This window comes from Roseovarius sp. AK1035 (genome assembly GCF_003288315.1).
Classification (GTDB): Bacteria; Pseudomonadota; Alphaproteobacteria; order Rhodobacterales; family Rhodobacteraceae; genus Roseovarius; species Roseovarius mucosus_A.
On sequence record NZ_CP030099.1, the window covers coordinates 143252 to 163337 of the forward strand.

22 protein-coding genes are annotated in these 20086 nt (G+C 62.0%); 10 read left to right on the forward strand and 12 right to left on the reverse strand.

Annotation, left to right across the window (positions count from 1 at the left end):
- The first annotated feature begins 26 nt into the window (after positions 1 to 26).
- From RAK1035_RS00730 to RAK1035_RS00750, 5 genes are all read left to right on the forward strand, one after another.
- Positions 27 to 824, forward strand: coding sequence for an ABC transporter ATP-binding protein (locus RAK1035_RS00730; protein WP_008280700.1), 798 nt, complete (start codon positions 27 to 29; stop codon positions 822 to 824).
- 38 nt (positions 825 to 862) lie between these two features.
- Positions 863 to 1624, forward strand: coding sequence for a transporter substrate-binding domain-containing protein (locus tag RAK1035_RS00735; protein ID WP_008280701.1), 762 nt, complete (start codon positions 863 to 865; stop codon positions 1622 to 1624).
- A 5-nt stretch (positions 1625 to 1629) separates the two neighbouring features.
- Positions 1630 to 2382 carry an ABC transporter permease gene (locus RAK1035_RS00740; protein WP_008280702.1) on the forward strand — a complete coding sequence of 251 codons (753 nt, stop codon included), beginning with the start codon at positions 1630 to 1632 and terminating at the stop codon, positions 2380 to 2382.
- Positions 2379 to 3164, forward strand: coding sequence for an ABC transporter permease (locus RAK1035_RS00745; protein WP_037297564.1), 786 nt, complete (start codon positions 2379 to 2381; stop codon positions 3162 to 3164). Before RAK1035_RS00740 ends, RAK1035_RS00745 begins: the two co-directional genes overlap by 4 nt.
- A 121-nt stretch (positions 3165 to 3285) precedes the next feature.
- Positions 3286 to 4149: a DUF2189 domain-containing protein gene (locus RAK1035_RS00750; protein WP_008280705.1), complete on the forward strand. Its 864-nt coding sequence runs from the start codon at positions 3286 to 3288 to the stop codon at positions 4147 to 4149.
- Here the strand turns inward: RAK1035_RS00750 and RAK1035_RS00755 are convergent.
- Complete coding sequence (locus RAK1035_RS00755; RefSeq protein ID WP_008280706.1) at positions 4146 to 4733, reverse strand: riboflavin synthase; 588 nt, start codon at positions 4731 to 4733, stop codon at positions 4146 to 4148. The genes RAK1035_RS00750 and RAK1035_RS00755 overlap by 4 nt on opposite strands.
- A gap of 139 nt (positions 4734 to 4872) precedes the next feature.
- Here RAK1035_RS00755 and RAK1035_RS00760 point away from each other — a divergent pair, with 139 nt between their 5' ends.
- From RAK1035_RS00760 to RAK1035_RS00770, 3 genes are all read left to right on the forward strand, one after another.
- Positions 4873 to 6165: a capsule biosynthesis protein gene (locus RAK1035_RS00760; RefSeq protein ID WP_008280707.1), complete on the forward strand. Its 1293-nt coding sequence runs from the start codon at positions 4873 to 4875 to the stop codon at positions 6163 to 6165.
- Between the two features lie 146 nt (positions 6166 to 6311).
- Positions 6312 to 7412, forward strand: coding sequence for a polysaccharide biosynthesis/export family protein (locus RAK1035_RS00765; protein ID WP_008280708.1), 1101 nt, complete (start codon positions 6312 to 6314; stop codon positions 7410 to 7412).
- The gene (locus RAK1035_RS00770; RefSeq protein WP_008280709.1) at positions 7409 to 9430 is read left to right on the forward strand and encodes a capsular polysaccharide biosynthesis protein; all 2022 of its coding nucleotides are present in this window, start codon (positions 7409 to 7411) and stop codon (positions 9428 to 9430) included. Before RAK1035_RS00765 ends, RAK1035_RS00770 begins: the two co-directional genes overlap by 4 nt.
- A 9-nt stretch (positions 9431 to 9439) precedes the next feature.
- Here RAK1035_RS00770 and RAK1035_RS00775 read toward each other — a convergent pair whose 3' ends face one another.
- From RAK1035_RS00775 to RAK1035_RS00790, 4 genes are read right to left on the reverse strand one after another with little or no spacing between them, the layout of a single operon-like run.
- Positions 9440 to 10375: an OmpA family protein gene (locus tag RAK1035_RS00775; protein WP_008280710.1), complete on the reverse strand. Its 936-nt coding sequence runs from the start codon at positions 10373 to 10375 to the stop codon at positions 9440 to 9442.
- Positions 10376 to 10381: 6 nt separating this feature from the next.
- A complete protein-coding gene (locus RAK1035_RS00780) occupies positions 10382 to 10954 on the reverse strand; it encodes a peroxidase-related enzyme (RefSeq protein ID WP_008280711.1) in 573 nt (190 codons plus the stop codon).
- A gap of 3 nt (positions 10955 to 10957) precedes the next feature.
- On the reverse strand, positions 10958 to 11677 hold the full coding sequence (locus tag RAK1035_RS00785) for a GNAT family N-acetyltransferase (protein ID WP_008280712.1): 720 nt from the start codon (positions 11675 to 11677) through the stop codon (positions 10958 to 10960).
- A complete protein-coding gene (locus tag RAK1035_RS00790) occupies positions 11674 to 12396 on the reverse strand; it encodes a competence/damage-inducible protein A (protein ID WP_008280713.1) in 723 nt (240 codons plus the stop codon). Before RAK1035_RS00790 ends, RAK1035_RS00785 begins: the two co-directional genes overlap by 4 nt.
- A gap of 45 nt (positions 12397 to 12441) precedes the next feature.
- On the opposite strand from RAK1035_RS00790, the gene sfsA reads away from it, so the two are divergent.
- Both sfsA and map read left to right on the forward strand, forming a co-directional pair.
- The gene (gene sfsA, locus RAK1035_RS00795; protein ID WP_081506754.1) at positions 12442 to 13173 is read left to right on the forward strand and encodes a DNA/RNA nuclease SfsA; all 732 of its coding nucleotides are present in this window, start codon (positions 12442 to 12444) and stop codon (positions 13171 to 13173) included.
- 112 nt (positions 13174 to 13285) lie between these two features.
- Complete coding sequence (gene map / locus RAK1035_RS00800; protein ID WP_008280716.1) at positions 13286 to 14026, forward strand: type I methionyl aminopeptidase; 741 nt, start codon at positions 13286 to 13288, stop codon at positions 14024 to 14026.
- Positions 14027 to 14111: 85 nt separating this feature from the next.
- Here the strand turns inward: map and tsaA are convergent, their stop codons facing one another.
- The 7 genes from tsaA to RAK1035_RS00835 form a co-directional block, all read right to left on the reverse strand.
- A complete protein-coding gene (gene tsaA, locus RAK1035_RS00805) occupies positions 14112 to 14585 on the reverse strand; it encodes a tRNA (N6-threonylcarbamoyladenosine(37)-N6)-methyltransferase TrmO (protein WP_008280717.1) in 474 nt (157 codons plus the stop codon).
- Positions 14586 to 14601: 16 nt separating this feature from the next.
- Entirely contained in the window at positions 14602 to 14955 is a 354-nt protein-coding gene (locus RAK1035_RS00810; RefSeq protein ID WP_008280718.1) for an H-type lectin domain-containing protein, read from the reverse strand.
- Between the two features lie 115 nt (positions 14956 to 15070).
- Positions 15071 to 15496 carry a F0F1 ATP synthase subunit epsilon gene (locus tag RAK1035_RS00815; protein WP_037297481.1) on the reverse strand — a complete coding sequence of 142 codons (426 nt, stop codon included), beginning with the start codon at positions 15494 to 15496 and terminating at the stop codon, positions 15071 to 15073.
- 66 nt (positions 15497 to 15562) lie between these two features.
- Entirely contained in the window at positions 15563 to 16987 is a 1425-nt protein-coding gene (atpD, locus tag RAK1035_RS00820) for a F0F1 ATP synthase subunit beta (protein WP_008280720.1), read from the reverse strand.
- 18 nt (positions 16988 to 17005) lie between these two features.
- A complete protein-coding gene (locus RAK1035_RS00825) occupies positions 17006 to 17884 on the reverse strand; it encodes a F0F1 ATP synthase subunit gamma (protein WP_008280721.1) in 879 nt (292 codons plus the stop codon).
- Between the two features lie 15 nt (positions 17885 to 17899).
- Positions 17900 to 19438, reverse strand: a complete 1539-nt coding sequence (gene atpA / locus RAK1035_RS00830) for a F0F1 ATP synthase subunit alpha (protein ID WP_008280722.1) — start codon at positions 19436 to 19438, stop codon at positions 17900 to 17902.
- Positions 19439 to 20005 carry a F0F1 ATP synthase subunit delta gene (locus RAK1035_RS00835; protein WP_198133580.1) on the reverse strand — a complete coding sequence of 189 codons (567 nt, stop codon included), beginning with the start codon at positions 20003 to 20005 and terminating at the stop codon, positions 19439 to 19441.
- Positions 20006 to 20086 lie beyond the last annotated feature (81 nt).

Below are 20086 nucleotides of genomic sequence, written 5' to 3' on the forward strand. Positions count from 1 at the left end.
AGCCGAAAAGTGCCAATGCCGGAGACATGCCCGTGACAGCAGAGCCCCGACAATCCCCCGCGCCCGCCCCAGAAGGGACCGCGATCATTGTCGACGACCTGCACAAATCCTTTGGCGCGCTCGAAGTGCTAAAAGGCGTCTCACTGACCGCACAAAAGGGCGATGTGGTGGCAATTATCGGTGGGTCGGGATCGGGCAAATCGACCATGCTGCGCTGTATCAACTTTCTGGAAACCCCCACCTCGGGCCGGATTGTCGTCAATGGCGAGGAAATCGCCATGCGCGCGGATGGTAGCCCCGCCGACCGCCGCCAGATCGAGCGTATTCGCACCCGGCTTGGCATGGTGTTTCAGGCTTTCAACCTCTGGACGCATCGCACCCTCCTTGAAAACGTCATCGAAGTGCCGGTGCATGTACTGAAAGCCCCGAAAAAACAGGCGATTGAACGCGCGCGCGCGCTGCTTGACCGGGTGGGGCTTGGCGACAAGGCCGATACCTTTCCCGCCTTCCTGTCCGGTGGCCAGCAGCAGCGCGCGGCCATCGCGCGCGCGCTTGCGGTCGATCCCGCCGTGATGCTGTTCGATGAACCCACCAGTGCGCTTGACCCCGAATTGGTGGGCGAAGTGCTCAGCGTGATCCGCGATCTCGCCGCCGAAGGGCGCACCATGCTGATCGTCACGCATGAAATGAAATTCGCCCGCGAGGTGGCCAGCCATGTGGTCTATCTCTACCAAGGCCGGATCGAGGAAGAAGGCCCCCCCGAGCGCGTCTTTGGCGCGCCGCAATCGGCCCGCCTCAAGCAATTCCTGCAAACCGTCGGATAAGACGGGGCAGATCAAACCAACCAAAAAGGGAGACTGACATGACACTCAAAACCATCCTCGCCGCCGCGACGCTCGCGGCCCTCGGCACCGGGCTTGCCGCGCAAGAGGTCAAGATCGGCATCGCCGCCGAACCCTATCCGCCCTTCGCCTCGCTCGACAGCTCGGGCACATGGGTCGGCTGGGAGGTCGACGTGATCGACGCGGTGTGCAAGGCTGCAGACCTCACCTGCGTGATCACCCCCGTGGCATGGGATGGGATCATCCCCTCGCTTACCGGCGGGCAAATCGACGCTATCATGGCCTCAATGTCGATCACCGAAGAGCGGATGAAAACCATCGACTTTTCCGACCCTTACTACAACACACCGACCGTGGTCGTGGCCGACAAATCGCTCGATCTAGAGGCCACCCCCGAAGGTCTGAAAGGCAAGATCCTCGGCGTGCAGGCCTCGACGATCCATCAGGCCTACGCGCAGGAATACTTCAAGGACGCCGCTGAAATCCGCATCTATCAGACACAGGACGAGGCCAATCAGGATCTGGTCGCAGGCCGGATCGACGCCACGCAAGCCGACAGCATCGCCATGGCGGATTTCGTCGCCACAGACGCCGGTGCATGCTGCGAGATCAAGGGCAATGTCGCCGATGATCCCGCCATTCTGGGCCTGGGCGTAGGGGCCGGCGTGCGCAAAGGCGAGGACGCACTGCGCGAGGCGCTCAACAAAGGCATCGCCGCCATTCTGGCCGATGGCACCCATGCGGAGATCACCGCGCGCTACTTCAATGCCAGCATCTACTAAGCACGTTGGAGGCGCTGCTTGACACATTGGGGCTGGCGGAAACCGCCAGCCTCCTCGCGCTTGAACCTCCGGGATGGGGGGCCAACCTCTTGCGCGGGCTGGCCAATTCGCTCCAAATCGCACTTGGCGCTTTTGGCTTTGGCCTTGTGATCGGGCTGGCCGGTGCCTATGGCAAGCTCTACGGCGGACCGCTCTTGCGTGATCTTCTGGCGATCTACACAACGGTCATTCGTGCCGTGCCGGAACTGGTGCTGATCCTCATTCTCTATTATGTGGGCTCTGACCTTATCAATCAGGCCGCCATCGCCATGGGCTATGGCCGGATTGAGATCAGCGGCGTCGTCGCGGGCATCTGGGTCTTGGGCGTGGTGCAAGGGGCCTATGCCACTGAGGTGTTGCGCGGCGCCATTCAGGCGATCCCACCGGGGCAACTTGAGGCCGCGCGCGCCTTTGGCATGCCGCCGCTGATGACGCTACGCCGCGTGACCATCCCCGCGATGATGAGCTTTGCCACACCGGGGCTGGCCAATCTCTGGCTCATCGCCACCAAGGACACGGCCCTCCTGGCCATCGTGGGCTTTAGCGAATTGACCCTCGAAACCCGGCAGGCAGCGGGCAGCACACGGGCCTATTTCACCTTTTTCCTCGCGGCAGGCGCGCTCTACCTGCTTGTCACGCTCTTTTCCGGTGCGATCTTTGCCCGGATCGAAAAATGGGCGCGGCGCGGTCAACCCTCCTTGCGCGAGGGTGGGCGATGAGCGATCTGCGCGCCCTTCTGATCCCGCGCCGCCTGTTCCTCATGGCGCTTTTCGCCGGGTTCGTGATCTGGTGCGCGCTCTCGCTGCGATGGGACTGGCTGCCGCAATACCTGCCTCTGGCGCTAGAGGGGCTGTGGCGCACGATCTGGATCTTGGTGGTGACGGTGGTGCTGGGCTTTGCGCTTGCCGTGCCGCTTGGTCTGGCACAGGCGGCGGGGCCTTGGTATCTGGCAGCCCCCGCGCGCCTCTTCTGCACCATCATTCGCGGCACGCCCCTTCTCCTGCAAATCTGGCTGCTCTATTACGGGCTAGGCTCTCTCTTCCCGCAATACCCGTGGATCAGAGGGTCCGAGCTTTGGCCCTATCTGCGGCAGGCATGGCCCTATGCCGTTCTGGCACTCACCCTATCCTACGCAGGCTATGAGGGCGAGGTCATGCGCGGCGGCTTTGCCAGTGTGCAAAAAGGCCAGCTAGAGGCCGCGCGCGCCTTTGGCATGCCGCGCTTCACGATCTTTCGCCGCATCTGGCTGCCGCAGGCCATCCGCAATGTGCTGCCCACCTTGGGCGGCGAAACCATTCTGCAACTCAAGGCAACGCCGCTGGTGGCAACCATCACCGTGATCGAGATTTACTCGGTCTCAAGCCGCGTGCGCGCCGATACCTTTATCGTCTACGAGCCGCTTTTGCTGCTTGCCCTTGTCTACATGATCATCGCGGGCCTCATCGCGCTGATGTTCCGCTGGATCGAAAATCGCGTGCCCTCGCGTCCCCGCCACGGCTGATATCGTCTCATCCCCCATCGGGATGTGACGACAGGCGTAATCCATGCTATCTTGGTCTCACGGCAACGCCACGGCGCGACGCCCAAACTTCGGCATCCGCGCCCCGATAAGGGAGGCCAGAATGACCAAGACCATCGGCAATCCACTCACATGGCTGGCGGGCACCACCGCAAGCGCGGGGCGCGGTGCCTCAGACGCCACAGGTGCCCTGCGCAGCGAGGTTACCACCCCACCCGAGGTGCGCACCCTCAGCCATGACGACCTTATGACCGCCCTGCACAAGGGGCTGGCGGATTTCGTGGCCCTGCGCAGTGACGTGTTCTTTCTCATCGCCATCTATCCGCTGATCGGCATCACGCTGGCGCTTACCGCCTTTCATTCGGCCAATCTGCACCTGCTTTTTCCGCTGGCAGCCGGGTTCACCCTGCTCGGTCCGGTGATCGGCACCGGGCTTTATGAAATGAGCCGACAGCGTGAAACCGGTCAGGCCACCGGCTGGGGCACAGCGCTGCGCGCCCTGCGCGCGCATGTTCTGGGGCCTGTTCTGGTGCTGGGGGTCTACCTGATGGGGATTTTCATCGTCTGGATGTTCGCCGCGAAGTATATCTACGACCTCACCCTCGGGCCACTGCCCCCGACCAGCCTCATGGGCTTTGCACAGGATGTGCTGACCACCGCTGCGGGCTGGCAGATGATCGTCTTGGGCATGGCCGCAGGCTTTGTCTTTGCCGCCGCCGTGCTGGTGCTCAGCCTGATTTCATTCCCGATGCTGATTGACCGGCGCGTGGGCCTGCCCGTGGCGGTCATGACCTCTGTCGCGGTGGCCCGGCGCAATCCGCGCATCGTCGCCACATGGGGGCTGATCGTGGCCGGCAGCATGACCCTTGGGATGCTGCCCGCCTTCTTGGGTCTGGTGATCGTGCTGCCGGTCTTGGGGCACGCAACGTGGCATCTCTACCGCGCCGCCGTGCCCAATGATGGCTAGCCCGCCTCGGCCAGCCGCGCCACGTACCGCGCCAGCGTATCAATCTCGAGGTTGACCATATCACCCATGGCCACATCGCCCCAGGTGGTTACGGATTTGGTATGCGGGATGAAGTTGATCCCGAAATCGCAGCCCTCAACCTCATTGACGGTCAGCGAGGTGCCGTTGAGGGCAACCGACCCTTTGGGTGCGATGAACCGCGCCAAGGCTTGCGGCGCGCGCAGCGTGACGCGGGTGCTGTCGCCCTCATCGCGCAAACCCACCACTTCGGCCAACCCGTCGATATGGCCCGACACGATATGCCCGCCCAATTCGTCGCCCACCCGCAGCGCCCGCTCCAGATTGACCCGCCGCCCCTCAGCCCAACCCGACAGGTTGGTTTTTGATAGGGTTTCGGCGGAAATATCCACATCGAACCAACCGGCCCCTAGCGCCACGACCGTCAGGCACACGCCGTCGCAGGCAATAGACGCGCCGATGTCGATCCGGCCGGTATCATAGCCGGTGCCGATCCGCGCGCGCAGGTCGCCCCGATGCTCGACCGCCTCGATGCGCCCCACATCGGTAATGATGCCCGTGAACATTGACCGCCCTCCTTTTGCTCTGCCGTGACCCCTACCGCCCTCACCGCCGCCAGACAAGAGACCGCAGCGATAGGGGCTTATTTTCGCCCGATTTTTGCAGTAAAAAGCGTGACCGAGCGCAAAGGCAAGAGACACCGCCATGACGGGCCTGACCGGCAAGAACCGCGCGTTTCTGTTTCTTCAGGGACCGCACGGGCCTTTCTTCTACAAACTCGGGCAGATGCTGCGCCGGGCAGGGGCGGATGTCTGGCGCGTGGGTTTCAATGCCGGGGATCAGGCGTTCTGGCGCGAGCGCGCAAGTTTTCTGCCCTTTCTCGGTCAGGCCGAGGATTGGCCCGCGACCTTGGCCACCATTCTCGACGACAAACGTATCACCGATCTTGTGCTCTATGGCGATACCCGGCCCATTCACGCCCAAGCCGTCGCCATGGCCCGCGCGCGCGGCCTCACGATCCATGTCTTCGAAGAAGGCTACATGCGCCCCTATTGGGTGACCTATGAGCGCGGCGGCACCAACGGCAATTCCCGCCTGATGGAAATGAGCGTGCCCGAGATGCGGCAGGCGCTGGAAAACTCGGACATGGACACCGCCCTGCCCCCTGCCAGTTGGGGTGACATGCGCCAGCATGTGTTCTACGGCGCGCTCTATCACGGATTTGTTCTCTTTCTGAACCGCCGCTATCGCCATTTCCGCCCGCACCGTGCGCTGACCGTGGGGCAGGAATTCAAACTCTACCTCAAACGTCTGGTCCTGATGCCAATTCAGGCAATCGAGCGACGCCTGACCACATGGCGGGTGCGCACCGGCGGCTTCCCCTATCACATCGCCCTTCTGCAACTGGAACATGACGCCTCTTTTCAGGCGCATTCGCCGTTTTCCACAATGACTGAGTTTCTGGAAACCGTGATTGACGGCTTTGCACGTGGCGCGCCGCCGCATCACCATCTGGTGATCAAGGCACATCCGCTAGAAGATGGCCGCGCCCCCATTCGCAGCGAATTGCGCCGCCTAGTGCGCGCCTATGGCCTGCGCGGGCGGGTGCATTACCTGCGTGGCGGCAAGCTGGCAAAACTCTTGGACGAGGCGCGCTCTGCCGTGACCGTCAACTCCACAGCAGCACAACAGGTGCTCTGGCGGGGCATTCCACTGCGCACCTTTGGTCAGGCGGTCTATGCCAAACCTCAATTCGTCTCGACCAAACCCTTGGCCGATTTCTTTGCCGGAGCAGAGCGCCCAGACCGTCGCGCCTATGCCGATTACCGGCGATTTCTGCTGGAAACCAGCCAGATTGCGGGCGGCTTCTATTCCTCCTCGGGGCGTCGACAGTTGCTGCGTCAGGCGGTCGACATGATGCTTGCCCCCGAAGACCCCTATGATGCGCTGCGCTCAGGCACCGCGGCCCCTCGGCAACAGTTGCGCGTCATCACATAGGCGCAAGCAATGGAAACGCTGGATTTTCACAAGTTTGTTCGCTAGCGTAATCAAAAAAGACCCGAGGCAGAACAAAAACAGGTCGAGGAGACCGAGCAGTGACATCCCGACACACCCGATGGGCGCGCCCTATCGCGCTATTGCTTATGGCATCTCTTGTGGCCGGATGCGGCTTGCCGCGCGTGGGCCCAACCAAACGTGAAATCTACGCCGGATCGGTCCAGAAACAGGGCGACTCCTTTGTCGTGACGGTGAATGACAGGGTGACCCGCGCGACCGCCGTGCAACCGGCGCTTGGCTTTACCGAACAATTCCAAAACGCTGGCCTGCTTGGGTCTGACCTCATCAGCCCCGGTGACACGCTGGGCCTCACGATCTGGGAAAACGTCGATGACGGGCTTTTGGCGGGCGAAGCAACCAACCAGACAACCCTTGGCGAAGTGCAGGTAGACGGCTCTGGCTTCATCTTTGTTCCCTACGCAGGCCGGATCAAGGCCGCAGGCAACACACCCGAAGGTGTCCGCCGAGTCATCACCGAGAAACTCGAACAGCAAACCCCCGATCCGCAGGTCGAGGTGCGCCGTTTGGCTGGCAATGGCTCGACAGTGGCAATCAGCGGCGCTGTCAGCGGTCAGGGCGTCTATCCGATCGAGGCCCCCACACGCACCCTCTCGGCCATGATCGCCTCGGCAGGTGGCATCGCGATCCCGCCAGAAGTGGCACAGATCACCGTGATCCGGGGCGATCAACGCTCCAAGGTTTGGTTTCAGGACCTGTTCAAATACCCGCAATTCGATATCGCCCTGCGCGGCGGTGACCGCATCTTGGTCGAGGCCGATACCCGCGCCTATACCGCCCTTGGGGCCACCGGTGCGCAATCGCGCGTGACGTTCGAAACCCAGACCCTCAGCGCGCTTGAGGCCATTGCCCAGGTGGGTGGCCTTTCGACCGCTGCGGCCGATCCCACCGGCGTCTTTGTGCTGCGCAACGAACCGATGGAAATCGCCAATCAGGTTCTGGGCCGCAACGATCTTCAGGGCGCGCAACGTCTGGTCTATGTGCTTGACCTGACCAAGCCCAACGGCTTGTTTCTGGCGCGCGACTTTTCGATCCGTGACGACGACACGATCTATGTGACCGAGGCACCGTTCACGCAATGGTCCAAGGTCATCGGCGCCTTCACCGGCACGCTTGGCGCGGTTGGATCGGTATCAACGGCGTCCTCAACGCTCTCGGGCGACTTTTGAGCCAGCCCTCTGACGGGCAACCCGCTGGCGAGGCTCGGGCCTCCCGGCGGGTTTTCTATTTCAACGGCGGGTTTCTCTGGCAACGCCGCCTGCGCCGCATCCTGACATTGGCGGGCTATGACCTCAGCCTTGGGCAACCCGGCACCGAGGATTTGATTGCCGTCTGGGGTCGCAGCCCCTATGCCGCGCGCGGCGAGGGGATGGCGGCCCGCACTGGTGCCGGTCTGCTGCGGATCGAGGATGCCTTTCTACGCTCACTCCAGCCGGGGCGCAGCGGCGCGCCGCCCCTTGGTCTGGTGATCGACCGACGCGGCATCTATTTCGACAGCCGCCACCCTTCGGATCTCGAGCATCTGCTGGCCACGCACCCACTCGACGATACGGCTTTGCTGAACCGGGCCCGCAGCGGCGTGGCGCGCCTGCAAGAGGCGCATCTAAGCAAATACAGTGCCTTCGACCCGCAAACGCCCTGCCCCGATCCGGGCTATGTGCTGGTGATCGACCAGACCCGCGGCGATGCCTCGGTCACGCATGGCGGGGCCGATGCCAACACCTTCCGCGAGATGCTCTATTGGGCACAAGAGGATCACCCCGGCGCGCGGATCGTGATCAAGACCCATCCCGAAACCGCCGCAGGCCACCGCCCCGGCTATTTCACCGCCAAGGACGAGAGCGCGCGCATCCGCCTTTTGTCCGATCCGGTCAGCCCATGGGCGCTGATGGAAGGGGCCATCGCGGTCTATTGCGTCACCTCGCAAATGGGGTTCGAGGCCATTCTGGCCGGACACCGCCCAAATGTCTTTGGCCAGCCGTTCTATGCGGGCTGGGGCCTTAGCGAGGATCGCCACCCCCTGCCCCTGACCCGCCGGGGCCGCAACCTCACGCGCGCGCAGCTCTTTGCCGGGGCGATGCTGCTCTATCCCACATGGTATGATCCCTACCGCGACCGGCTCTGCGATCTGGATCAGGCAATTTCGGCACAAGAGGCCGAAACACGGGCTTGGCGCGAGGATCACGCCGGATGGCAGGCCCATGGCATGCGCCTGTGGAAACGCGCGCCGCTCCAAGGCTTCTTTGGCACGCATCGGCGGGTGGTCTTTAGCGGCACGCCCCAGCCCGACCGCCGCGTCATGGTCTGGGCCTCACAGGCCGAAAGAGCCCCAGAAGGGGCCGTGCGCATCGAGGACGGATTCTTGCGCTCGCGCGGGCTCGGTGCCGATCTTATCCCCCCCCTGTCGCTCGTCTGTGACGATCTGGGCATCTACTATGATCCCACGCGCGAAAGCCGGTTAGAGCGCCTGATCGCCACCCGCACCCGCCTGCGCCCCGATCAAGAACGCCGCGCCGAGGCACTGATCGCAGCACTGACCCGCCATGACCTCAGCAAATACAACCTTGGCCAATCAGTGCCCGACCTGCCCGAGGGGCGGCGCATCCTCGTGCCCGGTCAGGTCGAAGATGATGCCTCGATCCGCCTTGGAGCTGGGGCGATCACCAGCAATCTCGCCCTCTTGCACGCCGCGCGCGCCGCCAACCCGGATGCCGTGATCCTGTACAAACCCCACCCCGATGTCGAAGCAGGGCTGCGCCCCGGCGCCGTACCACCGGATGCCGCCCGCGACCTCGCCGATCTCATCCTGGATCACACCGATCCCGCCCGCGTGCTCAGCATGGTCAACGAGGTCTGGACCATGACCTCGCTCTTGGGGTTCGAGGCGCTCTTGCGCGGGGTGCGCGTTACCACAACTGGCGCGCCCTTTTATGCCGGATGGGGCCTGACCCGTGATCTGGGCGACATCCCGGCGCGACGCAGCGCATGGCCTTCGCTGCCCGGTCTTGTGCATGCGGCACTCATTGATTATCCGCGCTACCGCGATCCCGTGACCGGGCGACCATGCCCGGTAGAGGTGGTTGTCGAACGGCTGGCGCATGGCCCCCTACCCCGGCCCGGCCCGGCCAACCGCTTGCTCGCCAAGCTGCAAGGCGCGCTCGCCTCACATGCGGCTTGGTGGCGCTGAGCAGCGCGCTTACTGCGGCTCCGCGTCCAATAGCACAACCTCAACCCGGCGATTGCGTTCACGCCCCTCTGGGCTGGTGTTTGAGGCAATCGGGGACAGATAGCCGATCCCATGCGCTTCAACCTGCGCCGGGGCCACGCCATGTTGCTCGACCAAAAGGTTCAAAACCGCCTCGGCGCGGGCGCGCGAAAGGGCGCTGTTCTGCTCCAGCCCCCCAATGCTATCGCTATGCCCGACTAGGGCCACCCGTGTCTCTGGCGACGCCGTCAAAAACTCAGCCAAGGTCACAAGACTGCGATAGGGACCAGCCCCAAGCGCATTGTCCCCCAGGCCAAAATCCAAACCCTCCAGCACTGCATGCCCCTGCGTTTGCAATGCCTGCACCAGATCAACGCGCGGCAACGCTTCGCGCTCCTCCGCCGGAATGGGCTGCACGGTGTAGCCTTCGGCCAGCGTTGTCACATGCAGAACTTGCACATAGCCGGTCCGCCCACTCTGACTGACGATAAGTGCGGCATGCTCCTGCGTCGCGCCCATGCCCCGTCGCAGCAACAGATAGCGATAGTCGAAGAGATCAAGAAACATGTCCGGTGCGGGCAGCGTTGGCAGGGCAAAGCGGAAATCAAAGCCGCCACAGTCCAGAGCCTCGCACGCAAACACAGCCTCCCAGCCCGCGCCCTCCAACTGATCGCGCAATGGCGTCAAAAGTTGCAGCGTCGTGACCCCCTGCACCGGCATCCGCCAAGCCCGGCTGACAATACGCCCCTCAAGCCGCAAGTTTGGCACATCCGTCCCCGAATGCGGCCCCGTCGGCAGGCGCACCGTATCCGCCTCTCGGATCACCTCGCGCGTCTGGCTGGCCCCCGTAGGCAGGGTCAGATCAACCGCAACCGCCGGGCCGCCCGCCAGAAAACTCCATAGCAAAAAAGGGATAACGCGCCGCATCAGACCTTAGCGCGCCTGCGCGTGATACTCGGGATTGGGCTGCATGCCCGTCGCCGAGGCCACGCGATTGGTCATGTTGAAGAACCCCGCAACATTGGCGATATCCCAGATATCGCGCGCGCTCAAACCCTGATCGCGCAGCGCCTGACGATCGGCTTCAGTAATCTCAGACGAGGCGCGCGTGATCTTTTCGGCAAAGCCCAGCATCGCACTCTGCCGCGCATCCAGCTTTGCCGCGCGCCAATTCATCACCATCGCCTCACCAAGCGCCGGATCACCAGAGAGTTGCCGCACCGCCGCGCCATGCGCCACCTGACAATACCAGCAGCGGTTGATCGAACTGACCACGACCGCGATCATCTCGCGCTCCAGCTTGCTCAACCCGCTCTCGGCCAGCATCAGGTTGTTGTAGAGCGTGGTAAAGGCATTCAGCTTGTCGATGTCAAAGGCATAGGCCCGCAGCACATTGGGGATCATGCCCAGTTTCTCGGCGCAGATGTCGAAATACTTCTGTGTCGCCTCTGGCAACGGGTCAAGCATCGGCAAATCAAGCGCTGTGGGCTCGGATGGCTTGGTCATGTCTCACTCCTTTTGCCGGTAATGGTAGTCGCCAACATGGGCAAACCCCATCGCCGTATATAGCCCATTGGCCCCCTGATTGCTCTTGGTGCAGATCACCGACAGATACTGCGCACCCTCTGCCTGCGCCCAAAGCGCCGCCTGTAGCATCATCAGCCGCCCCATCCCGGCGCGGCGGTGACGGGCGTGAACCTCCAGCGCATGCACCATGGCCACGCCCACGTGAATCGCGGCAAAGCCGGTGGCGGCGGGCTGATCCTTATGCCTGCCAAAAAGCCCGGTCTTGGGGCCGGTAACACGCTCCATCACCGCAATACGCGCCGGGCCAATACCCCCATCAGCCCAGATTTCGCGCATGATTTCAAGAGGCTCCCAAACCGCAAAGGTGCTGACACGCGGCGGCTTTTCGCCTGTCAACGCCGCAACCGGCACGACATAGAGGTTAACCGGGTCAACCACCTCATATCCCTCAGAGGCCAAAAGCGCATCCAGCGCGCCATCCCCCTCGCGCACCTGAAAGAGCGGGCTTTGCCCGAGCGCGCGCATTGCCATCTCGGCGGCGACCAGTTCCGCACCCGTGATCGGCCCCGTAACTGTGGCGGCAGACACGCGCTTGCCACCACCCTTGCCCTCGCGCAGGGTCACAGGACCAAGCTGTTCGCAGCGCGCAGGCGGCCACGTGGCCTCGGTCACCGCATAAAGCGTCTGCACATCAGGGCTCATGCCGGAAACATCTCCGCCAATTCAGACATCGCAGCCTCAAGCCGCGCACCATCCTGCCCACGCATCACGATCTGCGCCCCGTAACACCCATCGCGGATAAACGGGTAAGAGCCGATGCTGAGGTCAGGATACCTCTCCGCCAGATCGGAAAGAGGCCCTGCAATATCGCCCTCGCCGCGCCGGATTTCCAGCGCCTGCGACAGGATCGGCGCACCGCCCGTCAGCTTGGGCAGCACAGAGGCCAGCATCGCCTGAAAGATCGACGGCACCCCGGCCATCACATGCACATTCTCGATGGTAAACCCCGGCGCGGCGCTGATCGGGTTATCAATGAGCGTGGCCCCGTCCGGAATACGCGCCATGCGCAAACGCGCCGCGTTCAATTCCTGCCCCCGCGCGTCGTAATGCGCGGCCAGAATGGCGCGCGCGTCGTCGCGCACCGAAATCGGCCGATCAAAGGCCGCAGCCACATTCTCGGCGGTGATATCGTCATGGGTCGGGCCAATGCCGCCCGAGGTGAACACATGGTCATATCCCGCACTCAGCGCCTGCACCGCCGCAACAATAGCGCCGGGATCGTCGCTGACCACGCGCACTTCCCTAAGGTCGATGCCGACCTTCGTCACCTCACCCGCCAGATAATGCATGTTGGCATCGCGCGTGCGCCCCGAGAGGATTTCGTCTCCGATGACAAGCATGGCAGCGGTCGGGTTGGGCATGGCAGACTCCTTGATCCGGGGACAAACCCGGTATAGGCGCAGGTCATGCGCTTTCAAACCCCTCTTGTGCAGGCTGTGCTGCTGCGCCGCTACAAACGCTTTCTCGCCGATATCCGCCTGATGGATGGGCGAGAGGTTACGGCGCATTGCGCCAACCCTGGCAGCATGATGGGGCTGGCCGATCCGGGGGCAACCATCTGGGTCGAACCCAATGACGATCCGCGCAAGAAACTCAAATTCGGCTGGCGGTTGCTGGAGCGTTCGGGCGGGGATTTCGTCTGTGTAGATACGGGTCTTGCCAACCGGATCGTCAGGACCGCGCTTGAGGCGCGGAGAATCCCGGAACTGGCCGCCTATGACCGGGTGCGCCCCGAACAAGCCTACGGCACTGCCAGCCGGGTGGATTTCCTGCTTTCGGGCGCAGGCCTGCCCGATGCCTATGTCGAGGTAAAATCCGTGACCCTGTCACGCACGCCCGGTTTGGCCGAATTCCCCGACAGCGTCACCGCACGCGGCGCGCGGCACTTAGGGGATCTGGCCGAAATGGCCCGCGCCGGCCATCGCGCCGTGCTCTTTTATCTGGTGCAACGCAGCGATGCACAGGCCGTGACCGTGGCCCAAGACATCGACCCCACCTATGCTAACGCCCTGCAGCGCGCCCGCGCGGCAGGGGTCACAGTGCTGTCATATCGTGCCAATATCACCCCGCAAGAGATCACAATTGGTCATGGCCTGCCCCTTGCAAACGACCCCCCTCTGGTCCTTTCGCGCAAATAGCCCTAGATAAACGGAAAATGCACACCATACGAGGCCGGACGTGAACGAAACACATCGAGGACGATTGACGCGCGAGGGCATCCGCATCCATGAGACTGCGGATTTTGCTGGTATGCACCGGGCCGGGGCACTTGCCGCGCAAATCCTCGACGAAATCGCAGAGCATGTCTTTGTCGGACAAACCACCGCCGCCATCGACAAGCTGATCGAGGACAAGGTCAACGCCTCTGGCGCGAAATCCGCCACCATCGGGTATAAGGGCTATCAGCACGCCAGCTGCATCAGCGTCAATCACGTGGTCTGCCATGGCATTCCCGGCGACAAGGTGCTCAAGGATGGTGACATTCTGAACGTCGATGTGACGGTGATCGTGGATGGTTGGTTTGGCGACACGAGCCGGATGTATGTAGCAGGCAAACTCAGCCGCAAATCCGAACGGCTGATCCAGGTCACACATGACGCCCTGATGAAGGGCATCGAGGCCGTGCGCCCCGGTGCCACCTTTGGCGATATCGGCCACGCGATCCAATCTTACGTCGAGGCGCATCGCATGTCGGTGGTGCGTGATTTCTGCGGGCACGGCTTGGGCCGCGTGTTCCATTCGCCGCCCAATGTGCTGCATTACGGGCGGGCAGGCAGCGGGCCGCGTCTGGAAGAAGGCATGTTCTTCACCATCGAGCCGATGGTCAATCTCGGACGCCCCGAAACCAAAGTGCTGGCCGATGACTGGACCGCTGTCACCCGCGACAAATCTCTGTCGGCGCAATTCGAGCATTCCATCGGCGTGACTGCCACCGGCGCCGAGATTTTCACCCTCTCGCCTGCGGGAAAATTCCATCCAACATGGGCGTAAAACCCTGCGGGTTTGATCGTGATCGAAACGAATTTCAAAGAGCGTTGATAGGTCGCTCTCTCCAAAATAGCGGTAAATCAAACGGTTACAGCGGCTTTTCCGGGGCCTGTGGGGTAAACTCGCAACGATCGGGCTTGATGTCCACCAAAGGCGTGCCATCCAGACAATCCAGCCCCCGAACGATCAACACCGCCCCCTCTACCCCGATCAGGCGCACCTGCGACGTGCCAATGGGATTGGGCCGCTGCGGCGAGCGCAGGGCAAAGGTGCCAAAATAGCGCGTACCATCCCCTTTCGGGTTCTGCCGCACCAGATCCCGCCGGGACCGGTCCAACCAATACAGAATTTCAAGATGCTTATAGGCCGCGATTCCCTCCAGCGCCGCGACCCAAGGTGCAAACACCTCAATCCGACACTCTGGTCCCTCCAGCTGCCCCTGCCGCGGGCACTCTTCGCGCCGGGTCCATGGGGTGTTGATCCGACCAATGAAATGCAGCGCGGCATCCTGCCCCTCTGGCAGCACCGTGGTCTCCTCGCCCGGACGCAATCGCATGTCCATCCCAACGCTCTCCGCCTCAGTAAACGTCTTGCCAGTCATCCTCGTGGAACACCTCACCAAGCGCCATCCAACGCACCCGCACCCGGGCCACCCGCGTATCCGCCCAAGTGCGGAACACGATCTCAAACCCATTTGGCGTGATCTTTTCCGCCGTCACATCGGCACGGGCATTGGTGGCGCTGTCCATATCCCAAAGCGACAGGGCCACATGCACCGCAGGTTCGGACTTGAACGGGCTGGCAAAGGTGATCAACTTGCGCCGCTCACGCGCGCCTGATCCGGTCCACATTTCGCCCCCATCAGCAAAATCTGAAAAGAGGACATCATCCCCCTGTTCGATCCCAATAGCTTGATTGATCAAGAATTTCATATGATGCCTTCCGAAACTCTGGCGAGCCTACACCGATTTTCCGGCAAAATTGAGAGCAAAAAAAAGAAAAAAGGGCCGCAGAACGGCCCCTTTGATAGCAGAATTCGCCGCAACCTCAGTTGGAAGACAACCCAATATGGTCGCCTACAGCCACCATATCCGCCAAGAGCTTGGCCATCTCGTCGACAGGGCCGGGCTCATTGACGAATTTTTCCTGCGCATGCGCCAACTTGTCGGTCGCCGCATCCACCATCGCCTTGAACGCTTCGCGCGTCATATCCTCACGCGCAACGGCCTGCTCCGCAAGAACGGACACGCTCTTGCCGCTGATCTCGGCAAAACCGCCGGTCACAACATATTCCTTTTCGCCCGACGGCCCCGACACCCGCAGGATACCGGGCCGCAGCGTGGTGATGAGCGGGGCGTGATCGGCCATGGCGGTCAGATCGCCCTCAGCCCCCGGAATGCTCACCTCATGGGCAGCAACCGAGGCCAAAAGCCGCTCGGGGCTCACCAGATCGAATTGCACTGTTTCAGCCATCTCGGCCTCCCTCATGGTGTCAGGCCCGCGCGGGGATCACCCGCGCAGGACCGTGACAGGCGTTGATCAGGCCGCGTCAGCAGCCATACGTTCGGCTTTGGCGAGCACGTCGTCGATGCCGCCCACCATGTAGAAGGCACCTTCGGGCAGGTGATCATACTCGCCCGCGACCACGGCCTTGAACGATTTGATCGTTTCTTCCAGCGGCACCTGAACCCCGTCAGAGCCGGTGAACACCTTGGCCACGTCGAACGGCTGGCTGAGGAAACGCTGGATTTTCCGGGCACGCGCCACGGTCAGCTTGTCCTCTTCGCTCAGTTCGTCCATGCCCAGAATGGCGATGATGTCCTGAAGCGATTTGTAACGCTGCAAAATCCCCTGCACGTCACGCGCAACCTGATAATGCTCTTCGCCCACGATCTGCGGGTCCATCAGACGCGAGTTCGAGTCGAGCGGGTCCACAGCCGGGTAAATACCAAGCTCGGAAATCGCACGGCTAAGAACGGTCGTTGCGTCAAGGTGGGCAAAGGTCGTGGCAGGTGCCGGGTCGGTCAAGTCGTCCGCAGGCACGTAAACGGCCTGAATGGACGTGATAGACCCCTGCTTGGTCGAGGTAATGCGCTCCTGCATGGCACCCATGTCGGTGGCCAGCGTCGGCTGATAGCCCACGGCAGACGGGATACGACCCAACAGCGCCGACACCTCGGACCCTGCTTGCGTAAAGCGGAAGATGTTGTCGACAAAGAACAACACGTCCGACCCGGACTGATCGCGGAACTGCTCGGCCAGCGTAAGGCCTGTCAGGGCCACACGCGCACGCGCCCCCGGAGGCTCGTTCATCTGACCATAGACAAGGGCCACTTGGCTTTCTTCCAGATTGTCAGGCTTGATCACGTTGGATTCGATCATCTCGTGATACAGGTCGTTCCCTTCACGGGTCCGCTCACCCACACCGGCAAACACCGAATAGCCCGAGTGCACCTTGGCGATGTTGTTGATCAGTTCCATGATGAGAACCGTCTTGCCCACACCGGCACCGCCGAAGAGGCCAATTTTGCCGCCCTTGGCATAGGGGGCAAGAAGGTCCACAACCTTGATGCCGGTCACGAGGATTTCAGAGGCGGTCGACTGCTCGGAAAACTCCGGCGCAGGCTGGTGGATAGAGCGGTATTCCGTGGCCTTGATTGGCGCGCCCTCGTCCACCGGCTCACCGATGACGTTCAGGATGCGGCCCAAGGTTGCGTTGCCCACCGGCACCGAAATCGGCGCACCGGTATCGCTCACGGCCTGACCGCGCACGAGACCTTCGGTCGCGTCCATCGCGATGGTGCGCACGGTGTTCTCGCCCAGATGCTGCGCCACTTCGAGGATCAGCTTCTTGCCGTGGTTGTCGGTCTGCAGCGCGTTCAGAATGGCTGGCAGATCGCCGTCAAATTGAACGTCCACAACGGCGCCAATGACCTGCGTCACCTTGCCTTTTGCATTTGCCATGTTTCGTCTCCGGTTCTCTTACAGCGCTTCCGCGCCGGAAATGATTTCAATTAGCTCGTTGGTGATCACGGCCTGACGCGAACGGTTGTATTCAATCGTCAACCTGTCGATCATATCGCCAGCGTTGCGCGTCGCATTGTCCATCGCGGACATACGCGCACCCTGCTCAGAGGCACCATTTTCCAACAGCGCGGCAAAGATCGCGGTCGCCACCCCACGCGGCAAGAGATCGGCAAGGATCGCCTGCTCGTCGGGCTCGTAATCATAGAAGCTGTCGGTATCGACCTTGCCCGCCGTGGTGTCCACGTCGAACGGGATCACCTGCTGCATGCTCGGGATCTGGCTGACGACGTTCTCGAACCGCGAAAAGAAAATCTTCGCGACATCGAACTCGCCCCCGTCGAACCGCTTGAGCACTTCGGCCGCGATCCCTTGGGCATCGGCATACCCGAGGCGCTTGACCTCGCTCATGTCGACGTGACCAACGGAATATTGACCAAAGTCGCGCTTCATCGCGTCACGGCCCTTCTTGCCAACGGTCAAGATCTTGACCGTCTTGCCCTTGGCCAGCAACTCGGCGGCATGGGTTTTGGCCAGCTTGGCGATGTTCGCGTTGAAGCCACCGCAAAGGCCCCTCTCGGCAGTCATCACCACCAAGAGATGCACCTTGTCCTCACCCGTGCCCGCCAAAAGACGCGGCGCATTGGCCGCATCCCCGACAGAGGCCGCAAGCTTGCCCATTACCGCGTTGAAACGCTCGGTATAGGGGCGGGCCTGCTCGGCAGCATCCTGAGCGCGGCGAAGTTTCGCCGCGGCAACCATCTGCATGGCCTTGGTGATCTTGCGGGTCGATTTGACCGACGCGATCCTGTTTTTCAGGTCCTTGAGATTCGGCATTGCCTTATCTCCCCCTTATGCGAAGTCAGCGGCGAATTCGTCCAGCGCAGCTTTGATACGGTCCTCGGCTTCACCCTTGATCTTGGGGTCTTCCTTGGTGATGTATGCCAGCAGATCGGCATGTTTGCCGCGCAGGTGCTTGAGCAGACCTTGCTCATAGCGGCCCACTTGGCTCACCGGGATCTTGTCCAGATAACCCTTGGTGCCCGCATAGATCACACAGACGATCTCGGCATTGGTCAGCGGCGAATACTGCGGCTGCTTCATCAACTCGGTCAGACGCGCACCACGGTTCAGCAACTGCTGCGTTGCCGCGTCAAGGTCGGACCCGAACTGAGCAAAGGCCGCCATCTCGCGATACTGCGCCAGTTCCAGCTTCACCGGACCTGCGACCGACTTCATCGCATTGGTCTGAGCGGACGAACCCACACGCGACACCGACAGACCGGTGTTCACAGCCGGACGGATACCCTGATAGAACAGTTCCGTCTCAAGGAAGATCTGGCCGTCGGTGATCGAGATCACGTTGGTCGGAATAAACGCCGACACGTCGCCACCTTGGGTTTCAATGATCGGCAGCGCAGTAAGCGAGCCCGAACCATTGTCACTGTTCAGCTTGGCCGAACGCTCCAGCAGACGGGAGTGAAGATAGAACACGTCCCCCGGATAGGCTTCACGACCGGGCGGACGACGCAGCAAGAGCGACATCTGGCGATAGGCCACGGCCTGCTTGGAAAGGTCATCGTACACGATCAGCGCGTGACGGCCATTGTCGCGGAAATGCTCGGCCATCGCGGTTGCGGAATAGGGTGCCAGGAACTGCATCGGCGCGGGGTCCGACGCGGTGGCGGCCACGACGATCGAATATTTGATCGCGCCGCTCTCTTCGAGCTTTTTCACCAGCTGCGCCACGGTCGAGCGCTTCTGGCCCACAGCGACGTAAACGCAATAGAGCTTCTTGCTCTCGTCGTCGCCTGCCGCTTCGTTATAGATCTTCTGGTTCAGGATCGCGTCCAGCGCCACGGCAGTCTTGCCGGTCTGACGGTCACCAATGATCAGCTCGCGCTGACCGCGACCGATCGGGATCATGGCGTCTACGGATTTGAGGCCAGTCGCCATCGGCTCATGCACCGATTTACGCGGGATAATGCCGGGGGCTTTGACGTCAGCCAGACCGCGGGTCTTGGTCTTGATCGGGCCCTTGCCATCCAGCGGGTTGCCCAGACCGTCCACAACACGGCCCAACAGCTCGTCGCCAATCGGCACGTCCACGATGGACTTGGTGCGCTTGACGGTGTCGCCTTCCTTGATGTCACGGTCCGACCCGAAGATCACGACACCGACGTTGTCGCTCTCAAGGTTCAGCGCCATGCCCATGATCGAGCCCGGAAACTCGACAAGCTCGCCAGCCTGAACATTGTCCAGCCCGTGAACCCGTGCGATCCCGTCACCCACCGAGAGAACCCGGCCGATCTCTGCAACTTCGGCGTCTTGGCCAAAGTTCTTGATCTGGTCCTTCAGGATCGCAGAAATCTCTGCTGCTTGGATACCCATTTATCCGACCTCTTTCATTGAATTCTGGAGGGAATCGAGCTTGGAGCGGATCGACGTGTCGATCATCTTCGAGCCCATCTTGACGACTAGACCGCCGATGAGGCTTTCATCAACGGTCGCATTGATCTTGACATCCTTGCCCACGCGCGCCTTCAGCGCTTTGGCCAGCTTGTCGGACTGCGCCTTGGTCAGCGCCTTGGCACTGGTGACGTCGGCGCTTACTTCGCCCTTGTCTTCGGCAATCATGGCGTTGAGCTGCGTAATCAGTTGCGGCAGCACAAACAGCCGCCGCTTCTGGCCCATCAGCGCCAGACCATTCTGAAGCTCGGGCAGCAGCTTCATCTTGGCCGCCACGGCGGACATCGCAGCACCCTGCACATCCCGGCTCAGAACCGGCGAGGCGATCATCGCGCGCAGGTCGTCGCTGTCATTCAGCGCCTGTGCCAGATCAGTGAGATTGCTTTCGAGTTTGGCCAAGCCTTTGGCCTCTCTCACAAGCTCGAATATCGCAGTGGCATAGCGCGCGGCAATGCCAGTAGAGATCGAAGCTGGTTCGGACACGTCCACCCTTCCGATAATCTGGCCCCGGTTGGTCAGGCGTGACGCGGGGTCACATCCGGGGACGTTGGCATAGGTTGCGCCCAACGA